Here is a 21,346-nt window from a genome sequence, read left to right as displayed (position 1 = left end):
TCTAAGCGTCCCCGTCCAGGCCGCGACCCTGCTGCTGACCGACCAGACGGTTCATCTGGCGGATCGCACGGGTCAGCGCTCCCAGATCGCCGCGCAAATCGTCGGTGGCGGCCTGACGGCCCTGCTGCATCTCCTCGAAGACCTTCAGAAGCTGCACATCGATGGAGCGCAGGCGCGCCCGGCTCTCCGCGTCCATCGCCTCGCCGCCGATCGACCCGCTGGAGGTGAGCGCTTCGACGATGCGATCCTGCCCGTCGGCCACACGCTGCAAGGCGATGCTGGTATCCGTGCCCGTGCCGCTCTCGATCCGTTGGGCCATGGTGGTGATCGCATCGGAGAGGGTGGCCATCTTGCTGTCGGCCGCCAGACGCCCCGCCTCGGCCTTCTGGAACATGTCCTGAAGGCTCTCCATCTGATAGTTCATGTGGTCGAGCACGGCGGCCAGCGAATACTGGTCGATGGTCTCTTCATCATTGTCACCCACGAGGCCCACGCGGGTGATCGAGCTGAGCCAGTCCTCCAACTCCCGGTAGAAGCGGTTCTGGCCATGGCCCGCGAAGAGCTCCAGCAGACCCACCACGAGCGAGCCCGCGAGGCCCAGCAGCGAGGAGGCGAAGGCGGTGCCCATCCCCTCCAGCTGCTCCTCCAGCCCGCCGATAAGGCGCGCGAAGACGGCCACGCCGCCCTCGTCGCTGGCCGGGTTGAGGTTGCGGATCGTGTCGACAACCGAGGGTACGGTGATGGCGAGTCCCCAGAACGTGCCCAGAAGCCCGAGGAAAATCAGGACGTTGACCAGATAGCGTGTGATGTCCCGCGCCTCTTCCATCCGCGCCCCGACCGAGTCGAGGATCGACCGCGAAGAAGAGGACGAGATCTGGCTGCGCGCGGACCGGGCCCGCAGCATCGCCGCCAACGGCGCCAGTAGGGCCGGGGGCCGCGTGATGTCATGGCCCGGCCGCTGCTCGGCAAAGCCTTCGATCCAGCTGACCGAGGAAAACAGCTGAAAGACCTGCGCGAAACAGGCGAACACGCCCAGAACGAAGACGGCGATGATCGTGCCGTTCAGCCAGGGATTGGCCGTGAAGATCGGCGCGATCTGCGGATAGGCCACCCAGACGCCCGCGCCCACGACACTGAGCACCGCCAGCATGTAGACGATCTGCCGGACGGGCTGGGTGAACTGCGTCCCCTCGTCGAATTGTGCGCGTGCCATCGTTTTGGAGCCTGCCGCCCCGTTGCTCGGGGTCCTTTGGAAAACAGTAGCGACGCTAGAGACGCCATTGTCGAGCGACAAGCGGGCGGCCGTGTCAGCCGCCGCCGTCGCCACGCATCTGTTGCACGCGGGATACCAACCAATCGAGATCGGCATCGCCGATCCCATGCGCATGCAATGCCTCGGCGGTCCGCGTCAGATATTCGTGATTCGGTCCCCGCCCGCCCCGGGCATGGGCGATGATCTCGGCCTGACGCTCCAACTCGAGCTCTCCGGTATATTGCCGGTGGCCGGTGTCGACGACATAGACGAGGGACTGCAAGCTACTGCCATCACGGCAAAAAAGCGTCACTTCCTGCTCGACATAGGCACTTGAGATCAGCTCCCGCTCGCGCAGCTCCGCAAGCGCCGCCCCGGGCGCGGCCGCCCGGATCGCGAGGCCATCGCAGACGCCCCCCGCATGGGGCTCCAGCGCCAGAACGAGCCCCGGATCGGCCTCCGATCCACGGTGATGGATCGACCACATGCAGAAGCGGCGCCGGAAGTCCCTGAGCGAGGCCAGCCGCGTTTCCGCCACCTCGATGCCAGGATTCCACACCAGCGAGCCATAGCCGAAGACCCATAGCGCATCCGGTTCGGTCATCTTGGGCTCCTTCCCCTCGGGATGCGCCGCAGATAGACGGGCGGGACCGGCGGGGAAAGGGCGGCGATGCGCATCCTGACGATCATGGTGATTCTGATGGGGCTGGGGTGGTCCGGCTATTGGATCGCGGGCCGCCTGGCGCTGGCCCGCGGGATCGAGGCCGGCGTGGCGCAGGCCCGGTCCGAGGGCTGGGAGGTCGCATGGGAGGACCTGTCGATCGCGGGTTTTCCCAACCGCTTCGACAGCTCGGTGACGGCGCTCTCGGCGCGGGCGCCCGAGGGCTGGGGGCTCGACGCGCCCCGGCTCGACGTGTTGGCGCTCAGCTACCGGCCCAATCGGGTCATCGCCGTTCCCGGCCTGCCGCTGACGCTGGCGACGCCCGTCGGCCCGTTGCGCGTTGCGGGAGAAGACCTGCGCGCCTCCGCGACCCTGACCCTCGCCACCCCGCGGCGCCCGTCCCGCGCCCAGGCCGAGGGGACGGCGCTGCGCCTGGAGACGGCGGCGGGCGCGGCGACCGTCACTCGTGCCGTGGCCGCGATGCGCGAGGCGGAGGGCCAGGTCCCGCATGCCTACGACCTCGCACTGACGGTGACCGATCTCGGGGTCGAGGGGCTCGATCCCCGCCTGCCCGGCCTGTTCGATCTCGTCCGTCTCGACGGCACCGCGCGCTTCGACCGGCCGCTGGCGGAGCACCCGGCGCTGATCGCGCTCACCCTCAGAGCCGCGGAACTGGCCTGGGACGGGACGCGCCTGAACCTGACCGGCGAGATCGAGATCGGCCCCTCCGGCACCCCCGAGGGCGCGCTGACCCTTGCGCTCGAAGGCTGGGAGGCGCTGCTGCCGCTGCTCACCGAGCTGGGCCTGCCCCAAGGCCAGGCGATGCTGCTCGCGGGCGGTCTGTCCGAGATGGCCCAGGACGGTCGCGCCGAACTCCCGCTCACGCTCTCGCAGGGGATGCTCCGCTTCGGAGCGATCCCGCTCGCGCCCCTTCCCCGCCTGCCCGCGCCCTACAGCCCGTAGGGCATTACGATATGGGCGCGCCGGGGCCCGGCGCAGTCCAGCCCTGGATCGCCCCAGCGCGTCGCGGCCTCGGCGGCGATGGTCCGCGCAATGCACAAAGCAATCTCTTCGGGCAGCGGCGCCCCCCGATCCAGCACCGCGATCCCGTCCATCTCGGACATCTCGAAAACCAGCCGCGTGCCGCCCCCAGGTCCAAGCACGCGCAAGACCGTCAGCCCCGGTCCGCAGCGCCCCCGGCAGAGCCGCGCCACATCCTCCAGATGCCGCAACGCGCCCGACCGCCGCAGGAGGATCGCATCGACCGAGGCGTCCGCCGGCAGATCCAGCGCCGCCACGACCGCCGGCGCGCCGTCCCCCACGACGGAGAGACCGGGCGGCCCCATTCGCGGCCAAAGCCCCCAGAGCGCCAAGAGACCGGCCACGACCAGCCCCCCACGCCGCAGATACCGGCCGGCGGTCATGCGCTTCCCCGCCCCGAAAAGGCGCTGCCCCCATGCAGGACGCAAACCCGGACCGACCGGCCGCACGCCCGCCTTCTTCCCTGTCTAAATATCCCGGGGGGCCCGAAGGGCGGGGGCAGAGCCCCCTCCGACATCACTGTCACGCACATGCGCCGGAGATGGATCTGTTCTCGAACAGGACAACACCGACACGACGTCTGCGCTCCCCCGCCTGGATACCCGCGCTCCGGGCCTAGCCGTCGACGCGCAGGCGGGCCTGGCTCGGGTCGTGGGGGCTGTCCTCCACCACCTCGGCGTCCCAGAGCTCCCGCTGCATCCGGACCTTCAGCTTGGTGCCCGGCGTGGCCAGATCGGGACGGACATAGCCCATCCCGATGGACTTGCCGAAGACCACGGAATAGCCGCCCGAGGTCATCCGCCCGACCCGCGTGCCATCATCCGTATAAAGCGCCTCGCGCCCCCAGGGATCGGCGTCGGAGGGTCCGTCCACCAGCAGCGTCACACACCGCGACCGGATCCCGATCTCTTCCATCGCGGCCTTTCCGCGGAAGTCTTTCGACAGGTCCACGAAGCGGTCGAGCCCCGCCTCAAGCGGCGTCGCGTCCCGGCCCAGCTCTGTGCCGAAGGCGCGGTAGGATTTCTCCTGCCGGAGCCAGTTCTGCGCCCGCGCCCCGACGAGCTTCAAACCATGCCCCGCGCCCGCCTCCATCATCCGGTCGAACAGATAGTTCTGCATCTCCATCGGATGATGCAGCTCCCAGCCCAGCTCGCCGGTATAGGCGACGCGGATCGCGGTGAGCGGGCACATCATCAGTTCGATTTCGCGCGCGCTGAGCCAGGGGAAACGCTTGTTCGACAGCGCCGTCCCGGGCTCCGCGTCGCGGATCAGCTCGGCCAGGATGGCGCGGCTGTTCGGCCCGGCCAGCGCGAAGACGCCGTATTGCGAGGTCACGTCCGCGACCGTGACGCCCGCGCCGCCGCCGCCGGTCCAGTCCTCGACCGCCTTGAGCAGATAGTCGCGGTCATAGGCCTGCCAGGCCCCCGCGGAGATCAGGTAATAGGCGTCCTCGGCCTTGCGCACGATGGTGTATTCGGTCCGCGTCGTGCCGGCGTCGGTCAGCGCGTAGGTCAGGTTGATCCGGCCGACCTTGGGCAGCTTGTTCGTCGTGAACCAGTCCAGGAAGGCGGTCGCGCCGGGGCCGGTCACCGACTGCTTGGTGAAGGCCGTCGCGTCGATCAGCCCGGCGGCCTCGCGCACGGCCTTCGCTTCCTCGACCGCGTATTGCCACCACGCGCCGCGGCGGAAGCTGCGGGAGGTCAGATCGAAATCGCTCGGCGCGCCGGGTGCGAAATAGTTGGGGCGCTCCCAGCCATTGACGCAGCCGAACTGCGCCCCCGCCGCCTTCATGCGGTCGTAGCAAGGCGCGGTCTTGAGCGGTCGGGCGGCGGGCCGCTCCTCGTCGGGATGGTGGAGGACGTAGACGTGGTCGTAGGCCTCCTCGTTCTTTCGGCAGGCGTACTCCGTCGTCATCCAGTCGCCGAAGCGCTTGGGGTCGAGCGAGGCCATGTCGATCTCCGCCTCGCCCTCGGCCATCATCTGGGCAAGGTAATGCCCGGTGCCGCCCGCTGCCGTAATACCGAAGCTGAACCCCTCGGCCAGCCACATGTTGCGAAGGCCCGGCGCGGGGCCGACCAGCGGATTGCCGTCCGGCGTATAGCAGATCGGGCCGTTATAGTCGTCCTTCAGCCCGCAGGTCTCCGACGTCGGGATGCGGTGGATCATCGACATGTATTCCTCCTCGATCCGCTCCAGATCGAGGGGGAAGAGGTCGGCCCGGAAGCTGTCGGGCACGCCATAGGGGAAGCGGGCGGGGGCGTTCTGCTCGTAGGGGCCGAGGATCCAGCCACCCCGTTCCTCGCGGACATACCACTTGGCGTCGGCGTCGCGCAGGACGGGGTGCTGCGGGTTCCCGGCGACGCGCCACTCGACCAGGGCGGGGTCGGGTTCGGTCACGATATACTGATGCTCGACCACGACGGCGGGGGTCTTGATGCCCAGCAGGCGCGCGGTGCGCTGGGCGTGGTTGCCGGTGGCAGTGACCACATGTTCGGCATGGATGACGACCTGCTCCTCGGTCGGGACGAGGTTGCCGCCCTTCTCTGCCATCTTGGTGACCGTCACATCCCAATGCGCGCCGGTCCAGTGGAAGCCGTCGACCTGCCATTTTCGCTCGATGATCACGCCGCGCTGCCGGGCGCCCTTGGCCATGGCCATCGTCACGTCGGCGGGGTTGATGTAGCCGTCAGTCGGATGAAAGATCGCCCCTTTCAGGTCGTCGGTCCGAACCAGGGGATAGCGCTCCTTTATCTGGGCGGGGGTGAGCCATTCATGGGGGATGCCCACCGTCTCGGCCGTGGCGGCATAGAGCGCGTATTCGTCCATTCGGTCGTCGGTCTGCGCCATGCGCAGGTTGCCGACGACGGAGAAGCCCGGGTTGAGCCCCGTCTCCTCCTCCAGGGTCTTGTAGAACTTGACCGAGTAGTCGTGGATATGGCTGGTCGCGTAGCTCATGTTGAACAGCGGCAGCAGGCCCGCGGCGTGCCAGGTCGACCCGCTCGTCAGCTCGTCCCGCTCAAGCAGCATGACATCGTCCCAGCCCGCCCGGGCGAGGTGATAGGCGATGCCCGTCCCGACGGCTCCACCGCCGACGACGAGGGCTCTGACATGGGTCTTCATGGCTGGAATCTCCGGTCCGGTCCGGGTGCAATGTGGCCGATCGGCGGACGGGCGGCGCGCCTCCGGCGACGGGATGGAGGCCGGATGCGACCTCGCGCCCTAGCTCAGGCGACGCCCCGCCTCGCCTGGCACAGCATCGCGGCGAAGTCGTCGGCCGCAAGCGGGCGTTGCAGGATGTAGCCTTGCAACGCGTCGCAATCGATGTCGCGGATGGCGGCCAGCTGCATCCCGCTCTCCAGCCCTTCCACGACGACGCCGGCCCCCTCCAGGCGGGCCAGCCGGCTCAGCGCGTCGAGGGTCAGCGCCTGTTCGGGGCGGGTGCGCAGCGGGGCGACGAGGCTGCGGTCGATCTTGACGCGGTCCGGCCGGACCGCCTGGAGCGCGGCGACCGACGAATGGCCCGAGCCGAAATCGTCCAGCTCTACGCGCAGACCCGCCGCGCGCATCCGGTCGAGCGTCTCCGCGAGGCACGGCTCCAGCTTGTCGAGAAACGCGGTCTCAAGCAGCTCGAAGGAGATGTCGTGATGCGGCTCCAACTGGATCAGGACGCTATCGACGAAATCCCGGTCCCGCAGCCGCGCGGCCGAAGTGTTGATGGCGACGGGCGGGTAAGGCACCCCCTCGGCATGCCAGCGGGTCTGCTGTTCCAGCACGAGGGTGAGCACATGGCGGTCGATGCGGTGGAGCAGCCCGGCCGCCGCCGCCTGGGGCAGGAACTTGTCCGGGCCCAACAGGCCGCGATCCGGGCAGGACCAACGCACCAGCGCCTCGGCGCCCACGATCTGGAGGCTGCGCGCATCGAACTGCGCCTGGTAATGACAGATCAGCTCATCCCGGGCGATCGCGCCCAGGATGTCATGGCGCGCGGTGCTGATATCGGTCACGGCGGCGCGCAGCCCGGCGGAATAGACTACATGGCAGGACCGCCCCCGCCGCTTGGCGGCATAGAGCGCGGCATCGGCGTCGATGAACACGTCGGACGGATTGTCGGGCGGACCCACTCCGAAAGCAAAGCCGATACTGACCCCGACGGAGATCGGGGTGCCCCCGTAGTCCATCGGCTGGCAGATATCCGCGATCAGCCGGTCGGCGAGGGTCGCAACCCGGGCCTCGGGAGGCGCGACCTCGAAGAAGACCGCGAACTCGTCCCCGCCGACGCGGAAGGCCGTGCCCAGGTCGCCGAGCGCGTCGCGCAGGATCCCCGAGACGGTCGACAGGACGAAATCCCCGGCCAGATGGCCCATCGTATCGTTCACCGCTTTGAAGTGGTCGAGATCGAGATGCATGACGCAGTAGCGGTCGGTCTTCCCAAGCCGCTCGAACGCGGCCTGCGTCACCTCGTCGAGGCGCCTCCGGTTGCCGAGGCCGGTCAGCGCGTCGTGCAGCGCCTCGTGCTTGAGCTTCTGCTGGGCCGCGCACAACTCCTCCGCGCGGCGGTAATCCTCGGTGACGTCGATATTGACGCCGATCAGCTTCTCGCCGCCATCCGGCTCGACGACGCTGCGCGCGAGACTGCGGATATGGCGAACGGCGCCGTCGGCGCGGATGATGCGGTAGTCGCGGATGAAGTCCGACTGCGTGCGCTTGCACTCCTCCGCATAGGCCAGGGTCCCCTCCAGGTCGTCGGGATGGATATGTGTCTCCCAGAAGTCGTCGGGCCGGTGGTTGCAGCCGTCGGTGATGCCGTAGATCTCCAGCATCCGGTCGTCCCAATGGACGGCTTTTCTCTGGGCGTCGTATTCCCAAACGCCCATGCGCGACGCCTTGAACGCAAGCTGAAGCTTCTCGGCAAGCCGGGCCAGATCCACCCCGTCCTTGATGACCGGCGTCACGATTCACGCCTCCTTGCCGACTAGGGCAGCCCGTTCTGCCCTATCCGAGGTAGCATGATCCGCCTGAGGTATTTCTTAAGGGAGCATCGCGAATTTTCCCGATTTCCCGCCCCGACCGTCTAGATCTCGGATCACCGCTCCGGGCCGCGAGATCCGTTGAAATCCGTGGGCCAGCGGGCCATTGAAACGGGGGAGGAGCCATGCGCGTTCAGGTCTGCATCATCGGCGGGGGGCCGTCCGGCCTGCTGCTTTCGCATATCCTGCACCGGGCCGGGATAGACACCGTCATCTTGGAGCGCCGGTCCCGCGCCCATGTGCTGGGCCGCATCCGCGCGGGCGTGCTGGAACAGGGCACCGTCGAGACGCTGCGCGCTCATGGGCTGGGCGACCGGATGGACGCCGAGGGCTTCCCCCATTCCGGCACCTATGTCGCCGCGCGCAACCGAGGCTTCCGCGTGGATTTCGAGCGGCTGACCGGCAAGCGCGTCATGGTCTATGGCCAGACCGAGGTGACCGCGGACCTTTATGCCGCACGCGACGCCGATAGCGGCCGGATCGTGGACGAGGCCGAAGGGGTCACGATCCACGACGCGGGCGGCAGGCCGCATGTCACCTACCGCAAGGACGGGGCGGAGCATCGCATCGACTGCGACTGGATCGCGGGTTGCGACGGATTTCACGGGGTCAGCCGCGCCACGATCCCGGCGGATGTGCTACGCACGGTCGAGCGGGTCTATCCCTTCGGCTGGCTGGGCGTGCTGAGCCGCACCAAACCCGCCGCCCATGAGCTGATCTACGCCAACAATTCCCGCGGCTTCGCGCTGGCCTCGATGCGCAACGAGGGGCTGAGCCGCTACTATATTCAGGCCCCGGTCGACGACCCGCTGGAGAAATGGACCGACGCCGCTTTCTGGGACGAGCTGCGCCGCCGCCTGCCCTCGGACGTAGCCGAGACGATGGAGACGGGGCCCTCGATCGAGAAATCCATCGCGCCCCTGCGCAGCTTCGTGGCAGAGCCGATGCGCTGGAACCGCCTGTTCCTGGTGGGCGACGCGGCCCATATCGTACCGCCCACCGGGGCCAAGGGGCTGAACCTCGCCGTGGCGGATGTGCGCTACCTGTCGGAGGCGCTGATCGCGCATTACGCGGGCGACGATTCGGGGGTGGACGGCTATAGCGACCGGGCGCTGGCGCGAGTCTGGAAGGCCACGCGCTTCTCCTGGTGGTTCACGACGCTGATGCATCGCTTCCCCGAGGACGGGACCTTCGGCACCCGCATGAAGGAGGCGGAGATCGACTATCTGGAAGGCTCGGAAGCGGCGCAGGCCGCGATGGCCGAGAACTATGTGGGGCTGCCCTATTGAGCTATGTGACCGCGCGCGATGGAACGCGCCTCTATATGGAAATCACCGGGCCCGAGGACGGCGCGGCCCTGGTCTTCGCCAACTCGCTGGGCACCGATCTGCGGCTCTGGGACGCGGTGCTGCCGCTGCTGCCTGCGGGACTGCGGATCGTCCGCTGGGACAAGCGGGGGCATGGCCGTTCGGACGTGCCGGAGCCGCCTTACGCCATGGGCACGCTGGTCTCGGATGCCGAGGCGGTGATGGAGGCGGCGGGCGTGCGCGACGCCGTCTTCTGCGGCCTCTCCATCGGGGGCATGATCGCGCAGGGCATCGCGGTGAAACGCCCCGATCTGGTGGCCGCGATGGTCCTCTCGAACACGGCGGCCAAGATCGGCACGCCGGACCTGTGGGACATGCGGATCGAGACCGCGACGACGCAGGGCATGGAGCCTTTGGCCGACGGCGTGATGGAGCGCTGGTTCGGCCGTGACTTCCTGGAGGGGCCGGACCTGCCGCTCTGGCGCGCCCGCTTTTGCGAAACGCCGCCCAAGGGCTATGCGGGCTGCTCGGCGGCGATCAAGGGGACGGATTTCTACACGCCGACCAGCGGGTTGCGCCTGCCCACGCTTGCCATCGCGGGCTCCGAGGACGGGGCCACCCCGCCCGACCTCGTGCGCGAGACGGCCGACCTGATCCCCGGCTCCGAGTTCGCCCTGATCCGCCGGGCGGGCCACCTGCCCTGCGTCGAAGCGCCGGAGGAATACGCCCGCCTGCTTACCGACTTCCTCGCCCGGCTCGGCCGCCCGTGACCGTCTCCCCTTTCGACAGCGCGATCACCCGCGAGCTGTTCTCCGACCGGGAGGTGGCGCTGCTCTTCTCGGACACGGCGACGGTGCGCGCCATCCTGATCTTCTGGGGGGCCGTAGCCCGCGCGCAGGGCGAAGCGGGGATCATCCCCGAGACGGCGGGGGCCTTCCTCCACCGCGCGACGATGGAGCTCCAGGTCGACCCCTCGGCTCTGGCGGAGCGGACGGCGCAGAACGGGATCATGATCCCCGGCCTCGTGGCGGAGACGCGCAAGGCGGCGCAAGCGCCGGAATACGCGCAATACCTGCATTGGGGCCTGACCAGCCAGGACGCGCTCGACAGCGGACTCGCCCTGCGGCTGCGCCAGGCGCTGACGCTGATCGAGGCGCGGCTGGACGGGGCATTGGAGCGGCTGGCCGATCTGGCCGAGGCCCATGCCGAGACGCCGATGGCCGCGCGGACCTGGGGTCAGGTCGCCACGCCGACCAGCTTCGGCGCGGCGGTCGCGGTCTGGGGCGAGGGGCTGCTGGCCCTGCGCGCGGAGTTGGAGGCGGTGCGAGACGCGGTCCTGATCCTGACGCTGCACGGCGCCTCCGGCACCCTGTCGGCTCTAGGCCCCGAGGGCCCCGCCCTCCGCGTGGCGGTCGCGAAGGCCCTGGGCCTGCGCCTGCCCCCCGGCCCGCCCCATGCGGAGCGGTCGGGGGTGCTGCGCTTGGCAGGCTGGGCCAACCGCCTGCTCCAGGCCTGCGCCAAGCCCGCCGCGGACCTTCTCCTGATGACGCGGGACGGGTCGGTGGTGCTGGCGGGCGGCGGCGCCTCCTCGACAATGCCGCAGAAGGCGAACCCCGTCGCGCCCTCCACGATCTGCGCGCTCGCGGCCCATGGGGGCGGCCTCGCCGCGGCGATCCATGCTCAGCCTACCCGCGACGCTCGGGACGGCGCGGCCTGGCTGACCGAATGGCTGTCCCTCCCGCCGCTGATCGTGGCCGCAGCCAAGGCCACGGCGCTGCTGCGCGACCTGGAGGTGCGGCCCGACCCCGCCCGGCTGCGCGCGCGGCTCGACGACCCGAGCGGGCTGATCCATGCCGAGGCGCTCTCCTTCGCGATGGCGCGCGACATGCCCCGGCCCGAGGCGCAGGCGCGCATCAAGGGCTGGGTGGCCGAGATCCGGGACGGGGGTGGCTCGCTGCTCGACAGGGCGGGCGCCGATCCGGCGGAGTACGCGCCCGAGCGCCATTGGGGCGACGCGCCGGCCCAGGCCCGCGCCTTCGCGGCGCGGGTCCGGGACGGGATCTGACCGACAGCCCGGCGGCGTGCATCGCCCGAACGGCCGGGATCGGCCGGAGCGGTCGCCGCCTTCCCCTCAGCGGTCCGGCCTTGAAGCGGCCTCTGGTCAGATAAGCCGGGACAGGCTACGGCCACGCCATGACCCTTCCCGCCGCCGAGGCGCCGCGGGACGCGCGGCTGCCGATCCTGTTTGTTCTGATCACGATCACGGTCGAGGCCATGGGCATCGGCCTGATCCTGCCCGTGATGCCGGCGCTCCTGTCCGAGGTGCAGGGCGTGGGGCTCAGCGGGGCGGCGCTCTGGGGCGGAGTGCTGGCCTCGGCCTATGCGCTGATGCAGTTCCTGTTCTCGCCGACCCTGGGCAGCCTCTCGGACCGGTTCGGGCGACGGCCGGTGCTGCTGCTGTCGCTGGCGGTGATCTTCGTAGATTACATCGTCATGGCACTGGCGCAGACCTTCTGGCTGCTGCTCCTGGGCCGGGTCGTGGCCGGAATCGCCGCGGCGACCATGTCGGTGGCGATGGCGTTCATGGCCGACATCTCGCCGCCCGAGAAGAAGGCGCAGAATTTCGGGCTGATCTCGGCGGGGTTCGGGTTGGGGTTCGTGCTGGGCCCGGCCATCGGCGGCCTGCTGGCGGAGTTCGGCCCTCGTGCGCCCTTCTGGGCGGCGGCCCTGCTGGCTGGGGCGAACCTGACCTTCGGTCTCCTGGTGCTGCCCGAGACCCTGCGCCGCAGCCGCCCCTTCAACTGGCGCCGGGCGAACCCTCTGGGCGGGCTGCTCGCCATCCGCGCCTTGCCGGGGCTGAGCGTCCTTCTGCTGGTCTGGTTCTTCTACCAGGTGGCCAACTACGTCTACCCGGCGATCTGGGCCTATTTCACCCAGGCGGCGTTCGGCTGGGACGCGCGCATGGTGGGCGTGTCGCTCGCGGTCTACGGGATCTCGATGGTGGCCGTGCAGGGCGGGCTGATCCGGGTGATCGTGCCGCGCCTGGGGGAGCGGCGGACCCTGGCGTGGTTCCTGCCCTATAACGCCGTTATTCTTCTCTGCGCGGCTTTCGTGCCCGCGGGGTGGATGATGCTGGCGCTGACGCCGTTCTCGGCCTTGGGAGCGGTGGTGGCCCCGGCGCTCCAGGGACTGGCCAGCCGGATCGCCGATGACGACCAGCAGGGCGAGTTGCAGGGCGTCCTGGCCTCGATCACGGCCGTGGCCTCGATCATTTCGCCCTTGGTGATGACGCAGATCTTCGGCTGGGCCACGGCAGGGGAGGCAGACATGCCGGGCGCGCCCTTCCTGCTGTCCTTCGTGCTGATGGTCGTGAGCGGGGCGCTTTATGCCCGAGACGCACCGCTGCCACGGGCGGTCGCCTCGGGACCGTAGGAGGGGGGCTCTGCCCCCCGTCCGGCAAGCCGGACTCCCCCCGAGGTATTTCCGGCAAGATGAGAGCGCGGAGAATTTTATTCGATTTCTTTGGTTTCCGTCAGCGCCCGGATGAACACGTCACGGTCGACATTTCCGCCCGAGGCGACGGCGCAGACATCGCCCTCGGCGTGGAACAGGGCGGCGGCGAGGGCCACCGCGCCGCCGGGTTCCAATACGATGCGCAGATGCTGCCAGGCGAGAGCCATGGCCTGGAGGGCCTGGGTCTCGGTCACGGTCAGGCCGGGGCCGCAGAGGCGGTGCATGATCGGAAAGGTGATCCGGCCCGGCGAGGGCGTGATGATCGCATCGCAGAGCGAGCCGGTCAGGCGTTCATTGCGCTCGATCCGGCCGGAGGCGAGGGAGCGGGCGACGTCGTCGAAGCCCTCGGGTTCCACCGGATGGACGGTGGCGCGGCCTTCCAGCGCCAGCGCCACGCCGGAGGTGAGGCCCCCGCCGCCGCAGCAGACCAGCACCTGAGTGACGGAGTCGGGCAGATCCTCGGCGATCTCGAGCCCGCACGTGCCTTGCCCCGCGATGACCATGGGCTCGTCGAAGGGGCGCACCAGGGTCAGGCCCCGTTCCGCCTGCAATGCCTCGCCCAAGGCGTCGCGATCCTCGGTGGCGCGGTCGTAGAGCACCACTTCGGCGCCATAGAAGCGGGTATTGGCGATCTTCACGGCCGGGGCGTCCGACGGCATGATGATGACTGCCTGCTTTCCGAGCATCCGCGCGGCCAAGGCCACGCCCTGCGCGTGATTGCCCGAGGAGAAGGCGACCACATCGCCCGGGGCCTGGCTGACGGCGTTATAGGCGCCGCGGAACTTGAAGCTGCCGGTTTTCTGCAAGCACTCCGCCTTGACCCAGATCCGGCGTCCGGCGAAGGCGTCGAGCAACGGCGCGTTGAGCAGCGGCGTGCGCAGGGCATGGCCGCGGATTCGGTCGGCCGCGGCCTCGATATCGGCCCGGGTGACGGAAGGGATCAGAGAAGCATCGTCCATTCGTTCAGCGCCTCCAGCGCCTCGGGTTCGTCCAGGAAGGGGACATGGCCCCGCCCGGGCACATCGGCGAAAATCATGTCGGGGCGGCGGCGGCGCATCTCGACCGCGGTCTCGGGGCTGAGAAGATCGGAATTGGCGCCCCGGATCAAAGCCAGGGGCAGCCCCTGCATCGCGTCGAAGAGCGGCCAGAGATCGGGCATCGGCTGCGCGCCCGCTTCCAGCACGGCGTCCCGCAGCTTTGCGTCATAGTTGATCGCGAGGCCGTCGGGCGTCTCGCGGTAGTGCTTTTCGACCTCCTCGCGCCAGCGGCTTTCGGGCACCCGCTCGAAGCCGGCCATGAGCGTGGCGCGCATCGCGACCGCTTCGTCATAGGTGGACGCCGCCGGGGGCTTGCCGAGATAGGAGGCGATGGCCTCCAGCCCGTCCGGCGCAAGCTCCGGCCCGATATCGACCAGGCAGACCCCAGCGAGCTTGCTCTTTGCCATCAGGGCGAGGGACATGGCGATCAACCCGCCACGGGAGGTGCCCAGAACGCCGACCTGCTCCAGCCCGAGATGGGCCAGGAGTTCCAGCACGTCGCGGGCCTCGGTGGGGATGGTGTATGTCTTCCAGTCGGGCGCGCGTTGCGACTTGCCGCGGCCGCGATAGTCGAGCCGGATCACCCGGTTCTCGCCCGCGAGATAGGGCAGGACATAGTCGAAATCGGTCGAATTCCGGGTCAGGCCCGACAGGCAGAGGATGGGCGGGCCATCGCCCTCTCCACCCCCTTGTTCGAGCGTATCCTCGTACCAGAGGCGCAGATTGTCGGAGGAACGGAACTCGGGCATCAGAGGGACTTCGCCAGATCGGGGATGCCGGTCAGATCCTCCAGCACGTGATGCGGCCTGTGCGGCAACCGGTCCACCGGCGCGCCCGCGCGGTTCACCCAGACGCTGGTGAAGCCATAGCCCGCCGCCGCCGCCGCGTCCCAGCCATTCGACGACACGAACAGCACATTGCCCGCCTCGCAGCCGAAGGCGCGGCCGACGAGGTCGTAGACCTGGGAGGCGGGCTTGAAGATGCCCACGCTCTCGACCGACAGGATGTGATCCAGGAGCCGGCCGATCCCGGCCGAGGAGACGGCGGATTGCAGCATCTCGGGCGATCCGTTGGACAGGATTCCGGCCGCGGTCCCGGCATCCCGCAAGGCGCCCAGCATGGCGGGCACCTCGGGATAGGCCGACAATTCCCTGTAGAGCTGCATCAGACGGTCCCGCAGGGCCGGGTCCGCCGCCCCGTTGGCCTCCAGCGCCCAATCGAGCGCCTCGCCCGTGACCTGCCAGAAATCCGCATGTTCGCCGGTGATCGCCCGCAGCCAGCTATATTGCAGCTGCTTGTCGCGCCAGTCGCGGGCGATGGCGGGCCAAGTCTCGGCCAAGCTCTCGAACGGCTTTTCCGCGGCGGCCTCCCGGGCCGCAGCGGTCACGTCGAACAGCGTGCCGTAGGCGTCGAAGATGCAGGTGTCGATGGCCATTCGGTGCCCTTCCGGTCGGATCGCCCGGACAGTCGCACGCGCGGCGCGGGTCAGTCCAGACCGCGCGCCACCACTTCACAGGCCAGCGCCGCAAGTTCGACCCGCGCGCGCGTCCAGGGGGCATCATCGGAGACCACCGGCGCCGCGTCGGCGAGATCGCGCAGATAGCGCAAGCTGACTTCCTGGTCGGAGAGGTCGCCGAACGACTCGGCCATCCACGTGGCGACGTTCAGCGGCTCTTCTTGGGCGAAGGCCGCGCGCAGGTCTTCGCGGGCCTGGAGCGCGGGAATGCCGCCTGGGCAAAGCTCCGATTCGAAGGAGGAGCGCACCACCTGGCCCCGCATCTGTTCCGCCACATCGACCGAAGCCGTCTCGATTCCACTCTGCATCGTTCCGATGACGGCGATGCCGGTCGCAACCAGCACCGAGGTCAACACGACCCAGTCCAGGGAAACATTTCCCGTCTCGTCTGCCCAGAAGCGTCTCAAGGAGTACCGCATTTTCGAACTCAAGTTTATTGATACTGACTACACACGATCTCATCGTGCCAGTCTCGAACGTCCTAGTTAAGGCGAATAAACCAAGGATCGTGTATCAAACCCACACAGTTCGTCTTTGGAACCCGTATCTTGTCAATTTCCGCCTAATTTGAGCCGTTCCTCTGCGGGAAACGGCCGATGCGCATTCAGAGATTATCCGAATGTGGCATTCCCATGACATGGAAGCCGCCATCGACATGCACGACCTCGCCGGTCGTGCAGGCCCCCGCATCGGAGCAGAGCCAAAGCGCCGTGCCGCCCACCGCCTGCAACGTGGCGTTGGCGCGCAGCGGGGCATTCTGTTCGGTATGGCGGAAGGTCTTGCGCGCGCCCCCGATGGCAGCCCCGGCCAGGGTCTTCATCGGTCCGGGCGAAATGGCATTGACGCGGATTCCCTCGGGGCCGAGATCCGAGGCGAGATAGCGCACCGACGCCTCCAGCGCGGCCTTGGCCACGCCCATGACGTTGTAGAACGGCATGACCCGGCGGGAGCCGTCGAAGGTCAGGGTCAGGATCGTGCCGCCCTCGGTCATCAGCGGGCGCGCGCGGCGCGCGACCTCGACCAGGGAGTAGCAGGAAATATCGAGCGAATGCTTGAAGTTGGCGCGGCTGGTATCGACGAATCGGCCGGTCAGCTCCGCCTTGTCCGAGAACGCGATGGCGTGGACGACGAAGTCCAGCCGACCCCAGTCGGCCAGCTGGGCGAAGGCGGCCTCCAGCGAGGCATCGTCGGTCACGTCCACGTCCAGTAGCAGATCCGAGCCGACCCGCGCCGCGAGCGGCTCAACCCGTTTGCCGAAGGCCTCGCCCTGATAGCTGAACGCAAGCTCCGCGCCCGCACCCGCCAGCGCCTCGGCGATGCCCCAGGCGATTGAGCGCTCGTTGGCGACGCCCATCACGAGGCCGCGCTTTCCGGTCATGTCCATGGCGTCAGTCCCGGTGCTTGGAGATGATGACCGTCCCGTTCGTGCCGCCGAAGCCGAAAGAGTTCGAGAGAATCGAATCGATCTCCACCCCCTCGCGCAGCTCGGTCACGATCTCGGAGGGGTCGAGCGCCTCGTCGAGCTGGGTGACGTTGATCGTGGGGGCGATGAAGCCCTTGTTCATCATAATCATGGAATAGATCGCCTCCTGCACGCCGGTCGCGCCCAGGGAATGGCCGGTCATCGACTTGGTCGAGGCGATCGGCGGCGTCTTGCCCTCACCCCAGATGTTACGGCAGGCGATCACTTCCTTGATGTCGCCCACCGGCGTCGAGGTGCCGTGGGCGTTGATGTAGTCGACCTGCCGCCCCTCGGGCAGCTGGCTCAGCGCCAGACGCATCGCCCTCTCGCCGCCCTCGCCCGAGGGCGCGACCATGTCGGCCCCGTCCGAAGTGGCACCATAGCCGGTGACTTCGCCGTAGATCTTGGCGCCGCGCGCAAGGGCGCGCTCCCGCTCCTCCAGCACGACGACGCCCGCGCCACCGGCGATCACGAAGCCGTCGCGAGTCGCGTCATAGGGGCGCGAGGCCGTCTCGGGGGCGTCGTTATACTTGGACGACATGGCCCCCATCGCGTCGAACAGGCAGGAAAGGGTCCAGTCGACCTCCTCCCCGCCACCGGCGAAGACGATGTCCTGCTTGCCGAACTGGATCTGCTCTACGCCATTGCCCATGCAGTGCAGCGAGGTCGTGCAGGCCGAGGTGATCGAGTAGTTGATCCCCTTGATCCCGAACGGCGTGGCCAGGCAGGCGGAGTTGGTGGACGACATGCAGCGCGTCACCATGAAGGGGCCCATGCGCTTGGGCGAGCCCTTGTTGATGACGGTGTCGAAGGCGGTGAAGAAGTTCGAGGTCGACGGCCCGCCCGAGCCCATCACGAGACCCGTGCGCTCGTTGGAGACTTCGTGCTTCTCCAGCCCCGAATCCGCGACGGCGCGATCCATGGCGATATAGTTGTAAGCCGCCCCCGGCCCCATGAAGCGCAGCTGCCGCTTGTCGATATGCGCTTCGAGATCGATTTCCGGCTTGCCGTGAATCTGGCTGCGGAAGCCGTGCTCCGCATAGACGGGAGCGGCGGTGATGCCCGACTTGCCCGCGCGCAAGGACGCCTCGACCTCCTCGGGGGTGTTTCCGATGGGCGAGACGATTCCGATTCCGGTGACGACGACGCGACGCATGGCCGATCCTCCCTTCGCTTTCCTGCGCAACTAGGACGTGGGGGCCGGGAGGGGCAAGGCAATAGATGGCGCGTTAGAGCAACCCCGCCTCCCACAGAGCGGGAAGATCGGCCCGGCTGACCGGACTTTCGCCCCCTCCGCGCGGATCGGGATCGCGCGCTCCCGTCCCGGCGGGCGGCCCGAATGGCCGCGTGCGCCAGCCGATGGGAGCGATGGACCCGAAGCTCCGCACCGGCACGGCCTTCCGAATAGCGCCGCAGAGACGGATCAGGATCAGTCCGCTCCCGAGGGCGGCCCGAGGCGCGATGGAGCCGTCCTGCGCCGAGAGAGCGAGGACCGCGCTGCACTTGGGCGGGGGCAGGCGGTGCGGCCACAATGTTAGCGCCTCTCGCCGCGCCACTGGATGCTCCGCTTCGATAACACATGGATGACGCGCCGGGCCGCATGGCTGCCCGCGACGATGGCGAACCGATAAGCGTACCGGCTTGGCGGCGTCCGTCGCAGGCCAACCCTAATTGTCAGACGATGGCGCGGCCCAGCCCGACCACCACGCTGCCATGAAAGGCCTCTTCGGGCATGCGTTCTGGATTTTGGGGGCACTGCCTCGACCCCGGGCCAACACCTGATCCGCGTGCCGCTCCCGGAGCCACCTCGACCGGCGCGCGCCCTCGGCGAGCGGCGGCGGGTCGCGGCCTAGCTCTCGCTCAACGCGACCTTCATGTCCTTGACCTGATAGATCACGTCGCCATCCGCCTCGACGATGCCGTCGGCCACGCCCATGGTCAGGCGGCGGGTCTGCAACGCCTTGGTGAAGTCGATCTTGTAGGTCAGCTTCTTCCGGTCCGGACGCACCATGCCGGTGAGCTTCACCTCCCCCACGCCCAGCGCATAGCCCCGGCCGGTCCAGCCGCGCCAGCCCAGGTTGAAGCCGGTCAGCTGCCACAGCCCGTCCAGCCCGAGACAGCCCGGCATGATCGGGTTGCCGGGGAAGTGGCACGCGAAGAACCACAGGTCCGGCGAGATATCGAACTCGGCCAGGACATGCCCCTTGCCGTGCGCGCCGCCATCGGCGGAGATGTCCAGCACGCGGTCGACCATCAGCATCGGCGGCTCCGGCAACTGCGCATTGCCGGGGCCGAAGAGCTCTCCGCGGGCGCATTTCAGCAGGTCGTCGCGGTCGAAACTGGTCGGATATTGGCTCATCTGTCCCCCGGTCGGATGGTCCGACTTCCTGTAGCGGCCGGGCTACACGCCTGCAACCCGTCGTGAACTCGCCCCGTCCCGGGCCGATCCGGTCTCAGGACGCTGAAAACCGGGCCGGGGCGACAGGGTGTCGCAACGAAAAGCGGGGGCAGGTCCCATCTCGGCGGATCCGAGACGGTTGAGACGTTGCGGCACCAACGGCATGATGCCCCCGCCGCACCTCAAATCCCGAAAGGATTGGCTGCATATGACGTTTTCAACCCCGACACTTGCCGACCTCGTGTCATTTCCCCTGACCTTCACGCTCGACGCCTTCGGCGAGGAGGTGGAGAACAATTTCGTGGACAGCGCCGAAGGGACGTCCAACGGCATCCCTTACCGGCTGGTCCCGCAGGAGGGGGACCTCGTCTTCCTCCCGTTTTCGGATCCGGACCCCACCCAGGTCTTCAACGACCTGCCCCGCGCCTATGAGGCGATCCACACCGCATCGAATTTCACGCTCACCTTCGATGAGCCGGTGCAGGCCCTGCTGGTGGCCACGGCAAACGACAACGCCACCGGGGACGGATACGATTTCGGGCTCACCCCGAGGGACAGCATCGATATCGAGCTCGATGGAACCTTCATGGGCAGTCTCGACCGCGAAGGAACCCTCGCACTCCTCGTCGCCGACGCACCGACGGAGACTTGGGTCAGCCTGTCCGAGGACGACCTCGGAGACGGGATCGACCTCGCCTTCTTCGCCTTTCCGGACTGGCCCATTCCGCCGACGGACGGACCCGATCGGCTGTTCGGCGGCCCGGAAAACGACCGGCTGGATGGCAGGGCCGGAGACGATACGATCGAGGGCCGGGGCGGCTCCGACCGGCTCACCGGAGGCCGCGGCGACGATCTGCTTCTCGGGGGCGAGGGCGACGACGTGCTGATCGCGGGAGGCGGCACAGACACGATGGAGGGCGGCGCCCAAAGCGACGTCTTCGCCTTCCGTCCGGGCGAGGGCCCGGTCACCGTGCGGGATTTCGACCCCGGCGAGGGGGACCGGCTGGCGCTCGATGACAGGTTCTTCGGGCTGGGGGACAGCGACGTCGACCCGCGCGACGTGACGCAGGCTCAAGCACAGGCTGCCCTGCGCGCCGGCCGGGTCGAGTATGATCGCGGGACAGGTGAACTCATGATAGACGCGGATGGCCGGGAGGGCGCCGAGGCCCCGACGCTGGTCGCCGTACTCGAAGACGGCCCCGGATTCGGCTTCGAGGACGTCCTGCTCTTCTGAGAGCGGTCCCGCTGCGGCCTTTCGCCTGTCGCCTGTCGCCGGACCGCAACAGGCCAGCGACAGGCAGAGGCCAGCATCCCGGCCGTCGTGGCGGGACGTCGCCCCCGGAGACCGCGCCCTGCGGTCTGGCGCCGTCACACCGGACGGGACGCCTCCCCCGGAGGCCTCGCGATGACGCCGGAATTTCGGCCCTTGAGTCCCCCGACGACCGCACGCCGGCGCATCCGGCTGCCTCGGACGGCGCGAAAGGGACGACGCCGGCAGACGCGGACCGGCAATGGCCCAGGCTCCGCCGTTCCAAGGGGAATACCGGCTGCCATGCGCCCGAAAGTCACCCCCGCCCGAGCCCGGAGCGGCGAAAGGGTTTGAAACCCCATGGGGTCGCACCCTATATAGGGACGTGATGGAAAGCTGTTCCGAAATCGCCCGCGCTCGCGGTGAAACGTGGCTTGCCCGCGCCCACCTGCGGCCCACGCGCCAGCGCGTGACGTTGGCCGCGCTGCTCGTCGGCGACGGCCGGGATCGGCATGTGACGGCCGAATGGTTGCACGACGCGGTGCGGCGCACCGGCGACAAGGTGTCGCTTGCGACTGTTTACAATACGTTGCGCGCCTTCACCGAGGCCGGTCTCGTCCAGGAAATCACGGTGGACGGCACCGGCTCCTATTTCGACACCCGTCTGGACGACCACCCGCATTTCTATTGGGAAGACGACGGCAGTCTTACCGATGCCGGCGCCGAGGCGCTGGAGATCACGAATCTGCCCGACGCGCCCGAAGGGATGGAAATCGCCAAGGTCGACGTCGTCATCCGGCTGCGCCCCAAATCCTGATCCGGACTTCCCCCCACCCGCGCGGTCAGGCAGCATGGGCCAGTGTTGCCGGACCTGACCGGCGCA

General features: G+C 68.6%; 19 protein-coding genes. 7 read left to right on the top strand and 12 right to left on the bottom strand.

Going from position 1 to position 21,346, the window contains the following annotated elements:
- Nucleotide 1 precedes the first annotated feature (1 nt).
- Nucleotides 2-1,213, bottom strand: coding sequence for a biopolymer transporter ExbB (locus DTQ71_RS02160; protein WP_109562630.1), 1,212 nt, complete (start codon nucleotides 1,211-1,213; stop codon nucleotides 2-4).
- Between the two features lie 94 nt (nucleotides 1,214-1,307).
- Nucleotides 1,308-1,856: a gamma-glutamylcyclotransferase gene (locus DTQ71_RS02155; RefSeq protein WP_109562629.1), complete on the bottom strand. Its 549-nt coding sequence runs from the start codon at nucleotides 1,854-1,856 to the stop codon at nucleotides 1,308-1,310.
- A 66-nt stretch (nucleotides 1,857-1,922) separates the two neighbouring features.
- On the opposite strand from DTQ71_RS02155, the gene DTQ71_RS02150 reads away from it, so the two are divergent.
- The gene (locus DTQ71_RS02150; protein WP_109562628.1) at nucleotides 1,923-2,876 is read left to right on the top strand and encodes a DUF2125 domain-containing protein; all 954 of its coding nucleotides are present in this window, start codon (nucleotides 1,923-1,925) and stop codon (nucleotides 2,874-2,876) included.
- Here DTQ71_RS02150 and DTQ71_RS02145 read toward each other — a convergent pair.
- The 3 genes from DTQ71_RS02145 to DTQ71_RS02135 form a co-directional block, all read right to left on the bottom strand.
- On the bottom strand, nucleotides 2,864-3,337 hold the full coding sequence (locus DTQ71_RS02145) for a hypothetical protein (RefSeq protein WP_109562627.1): 474 nt from the start codon (nucleotides 3,335-3,337) through the stop codon (nucleotides 2,864-2,866). The two genes, DTQ71_RS02150 and DTQ71_RS02145, sit on opposite strands and share 13 nt — an antisense overlap.
- Before the next feature lie 232 nt (nucleotides 3,338-3,569).
- Nucleotides 3,570-6,074 carry a GcvT family protein gene (locus tag DTQ71_RS02140; RefSeq protein WP_109562626.1) on the bottom strand — a complete coding sequence of 835 codons (2,505 nt, stop codon included), beginning with the start codon at nucleotides 6,072-6,074 and terminating at the stop codon, nucleotides 3,570-3,572.
- Nucleotides 6,075-6,178: 104 nt separating this feature from the next.
- Complete coding sequence (locus tag DTQ71_RS02135; protein ID WP_109562625.1) at nucleotides 6,179-7,906, bottom strand: putative bifunctional diguanylate cyclase/phosphodiesterase; 1,728 nt, start codon at nucleotides 7,904-7,906, stop codon at nucleotides 6,179-6,181.
- 200 nt (nucleotides 7,907-8,106) lie between these two features.
- Here DTQ71_RS02135 and pobA point away from each other — a divergent pair, with 200 nt between their 5' ends.
- The 4 genes from pobA (at nucleotide 8,107) to DTQ71_RS02115 (ending at nucleotide 12,720) form a co-directional block, all read left to right on the top strand.
- Nucleotides 8,107-9,270 (top strand): 4-hydroxybenzoate 3-monooxygenase, encoded by a 1,164-nt coding sequence (gene pobA / locus DTQ71_RS02130; RefSeq protein ID WP_109562624.1) that lies wholly within the window; start codon nucleotides 8,107-8,109, stop codon nucleotides 9,268-9,270.
- Between the two features lie 35 nt (nucleotides 9,271-9,305).
- On the top strand, nucleotides 9,306-10,058 hold the full coding sequence (gene pcaD, locus DTQ71_RS02125; RefSeq protein WP_109563118.1) for a 3-oxoadipate enol-lactonase: 753 nt from the start codon (nucleotides 9,306-9,308) through the stop codon (nucleotides 10,056-10,058).
- Nucleotides 10,055-11,353 carry a lyase family protein gene (locus DTQ71_RS02120; protein WP_109562623.1) on the top strand — a complete coding sequence of 433 codons (1,299 nt, stop codon included), beginning with the start codon at nucleotides 10,055-10,057 and terminating at the stop codon, nucleotides 11,351-11,353. Before pcaD ends, DTQ71_RS02120 begins: the two co-directional genes overlap by 4 nt.
- A gap of 128 nt (nucleotides 11,354-11,481) precedes the next feature.
- Nucleotides 11,482-12,720: a TCR/Tet family MFS transporter gene (locus tag DTQ71_RS02115; protein ID WP_109562622.1), complete on the top strand. Its 1,239-nt coding sequence runs from the start codon at nucleotides 11,482-11,484 to the stop codon at nucleotides 12,718-12,720.
- 77 nt (nucleotides 12,721-12,797) lie between these two features.
- Here DTQ71_RS02115 and DTQ71_RS02110 read toward each other — a convergent pair whose 3' ends face one another.
- From DTQ71_RS02110 to fabA, 7 genes are all read right to left on the bottom strand, one after another.
- On the bottom strand, nucleotides 12,798-13,760 hold the full coding sequence (locus DTQ71_RS02110; RefSeq protein WP_109562621.1) for a threonine ammonia-lyase: 963 nt from the start codon (nucleotides 13,758-13,760) through the stop codon (nucleotides 12,798-12,800).
- On the bottom strand, nucleotides 13,742-14,587 hold the full coding sequence (locus DTQ71_RS02105; protein WP_109562620.1) for an alpha/beta fold hydrolase: 846 nt from the start codon (nucleotides 14,585-14,587) through the stop codon (nucleotides 13,742-13,744). Before DTQ71_RS02105 ends, DTQ71_RS02110 begins: the two co-directional genes overlap by 19 nt.
- Nucleotides 14,587-15,273: a haloacid dehalogenase type II gene (locus DTQ71_RS02100; RefSeq protein WP_109562619.1), complete on the bottom strand. Its 687-nt coding sequence runs from the start codon at nucleotides 15,271-15,273 to the stop codon at nucleotides 14,587-14,589. Before DTQ71_RS02100 ends, DTQ71_RS02105 begins: the two co-directional genes overlap by 1 nt.
- 50 nt (nucleotides 15,274-15,323) lie before the next feature.
- On the bottom strand, nucleotides 15,324-15,761 hold the full coding sequence (locus tag DTQ71_RS02095; protein WP_109562618.1) for a hypothetical protein: 438 nt from the start codon (nucleotides 15,759-15,761) through the stop codon (nucleotides 15,324-15,326).
- A gap of 197 nt (nucleotides 15,762-15,958) precedes the next feature.
- Complete coding sequence (locus tag DTQ71_RS02090) at nucleotides 15,959-16,738, bottom strand: enoyl-ACP reductase FabI (RefSeq protein WP_109562617.1); 780 nt, start codon at nucleotides 16,736-16,738, stop codon at nucleotides 15,959-15,961.
- A 4-nt stretch (nucleotides 16,739-16,742) separates the two neighbouring features.
- Nucleotides 16,743-17,972 carry a beta-ketoacyl-ACP synthase I gene (fabB, locus tag DTQ71_RS02085; RefSeq protein WP_109562616.1) on the bottom strand — a complete coding sequence of 410 codons (1,230 nt, stop codon included), beginning with the start codon at nucleotides 17,970-17,972 and terminating at the stop codon, nucleotides 16,743-16,745.
- A gap of 693 nt (nucleotides 17,973-18,665) precedes the next feature.
- A complete protein-coding gene (gene fabA / locus DTQ71_RS02080; RefSeq protein WP_109562615.1) occupies nucleotides 18,666-19,175 on the bottom strand; it encodes a bifunctional 3-hydroxydecanoyl-ACP dehydratase/trans-2-decenoyl-ACP isomerase in 510 nt (169 codons plus the stop codon).
- Nucleotides 19,176-19,455: 280 nt separating this feature from the next.
- Between fabA and DTQ71_RS02075 the strand changes: the two genes are divergently transcribed.
- Together DTQ71_RS02075 and irrA are read left to right on the top strand one after the other, a co-directional pair.
- Nucleotides 19,456-20,448, top strand: a complete 993-nt coding sequence (locus tag DTQ71_RS02075; RefSeq protein WP_211317096.1) for a calcium-binding protein — start codon at nucleotides 19,456-19,458, stop codon at nucleotides 20,446-20,448.
- Between the two features lie 403 nt (nucleotides 20,449-20,851).
- Nucleotides 20,852-21,280, top strand: a complete 429-nt coding sequence (gene irrA, locus DTQ71_RS02070; RefSeq protein WP_109562613.1) for an iron response transcriptional regulator IrrA — start codon at nucleotides 20,852-20,854, stop codon at nucleotides 21,278-21,280.
- The last annotated feature ends 66 nt before the right edge of the window (nucleotides 21,281-21,346 follow it).

Source organism: Jannaschia seohaensis, assembly GCF_900116765.1.
Classification (GTDB): domain Bacteria; phylum Pseudomonadota; class Alphaproteobacteria; order Rhodobacterales; family Rhodobacteraceae; genus Jannaschia; species Jannaschia seohaensis.
Note: the sequence above shows the minus strand (reverse complement) of the source record. Positions and strands in the feature narration are given on the sequence as shown.

Bases quoted from the DNA above. Each gene is read 5' to 3' on its own strand.
- pcaD (WP_109563118.1), top strand. From the start codon at position 9,306: ATGGAAATCACCGGGCCCGAGGACGGCGCGGCCCTGGTCTTCGCCAAC.
- fabA (WP_109562615.1), bottom strand. From the start codon at position 19,175: ATGAGCCAATATCCGACCAGTTTCGACCGCGACGACCTGCTGAAATGC.
- DTQ71_RS02090 (WP_109562617.1), bottom strand. From the start codon at position 16,738: ATGGACATGACCGGAAAGCGCGGCCTCGTGATGGGCGTCGCCAACGAG.
- irrA (WP_109562613.1), top strand. From the start codon at position 20,852: ATGGAAAGCTGTTCCGAAATCGCCCGCGCTCGCGGTGAAACGTGGCTT.
- fabB (WP_109562616.1), bottom strand. From the start codon at position 17,972: ATGCGTCGCGTCGTCGTCACCGGAATCGGAATCGTCTCGCCCATCGGA.
- DTQ71_RS02115 (WP_109562622.1), top strand. From the start codon at position 11,482: ATGACCCTTCCCGCCGCCGAGGCGCCGCGGGACGCGCGGCTGCCGATC.
- DTQ71_RS02140 (WP_109562626.1), bottom strand. From the start codon at position 6,074: ATGAAGACCCATGTCAGAGCCCTCGTCGTCGGCGGTGGAGCCGTCGGG.
- DTQ71_RS02100 (WP_109562619.1), bottom strand. From the start codon at position 15,273: ATGGCCATCGACACCTGCATCTTCGACGCCTACGGCACGCTGTTCGAC.
- DTQ71_RS02110 (WP_109562621.1), bottom strand. From the start codon at position 13,760: ATGGACGATGCTTCTCTGATCCCTTCCGTCACCCGGGCCGATATCGAG.
- DTQ71_RS02150 (WP_109562628.1), top strand. From the start codon at position 1,923: ATGCGCATCCTGACGATCATGGTGATTCTGATGGGGCTGGGGTGGTCC.
- DTQ71_RS02155 (WP_109562629.1), bottom strand. From the start codon at position 1,856: ATGACCGAACCGGATGCGCTATGGGTCTTCGGCTATGGCTCGCTGGTG.
- DTQ71_RS02105 (WP_109562620.1), bottom strand. From the start codon at position 14,587: ATGCCCGAGTTCCGTTCCTCCGACAATCTGCGCCTCTGGTACGAGGAT.
- DTQ71_RS02160 (WP_109562630.1), bottom strand. From the start codon at position 1,213: ATGGCACGCGCACAATTCGACGAGGGGACGCAGTTCACCCAGCCCGTC.
- DTQ71_RS02145 (WP_109562627.1), bottom strand. From the start codon at position 3,337: ATGACCGCCGGCCGGTATCTGCGGCGTGGGGGGCTGGTCGTGGCCGGT.
- pobA (WP_109562624.1), top strand. From the start codon at position 8,107: ATGCGCGTTCAGGTCTGCATCATCGGCGGGGGGCCGTCCGGCCTGCTG.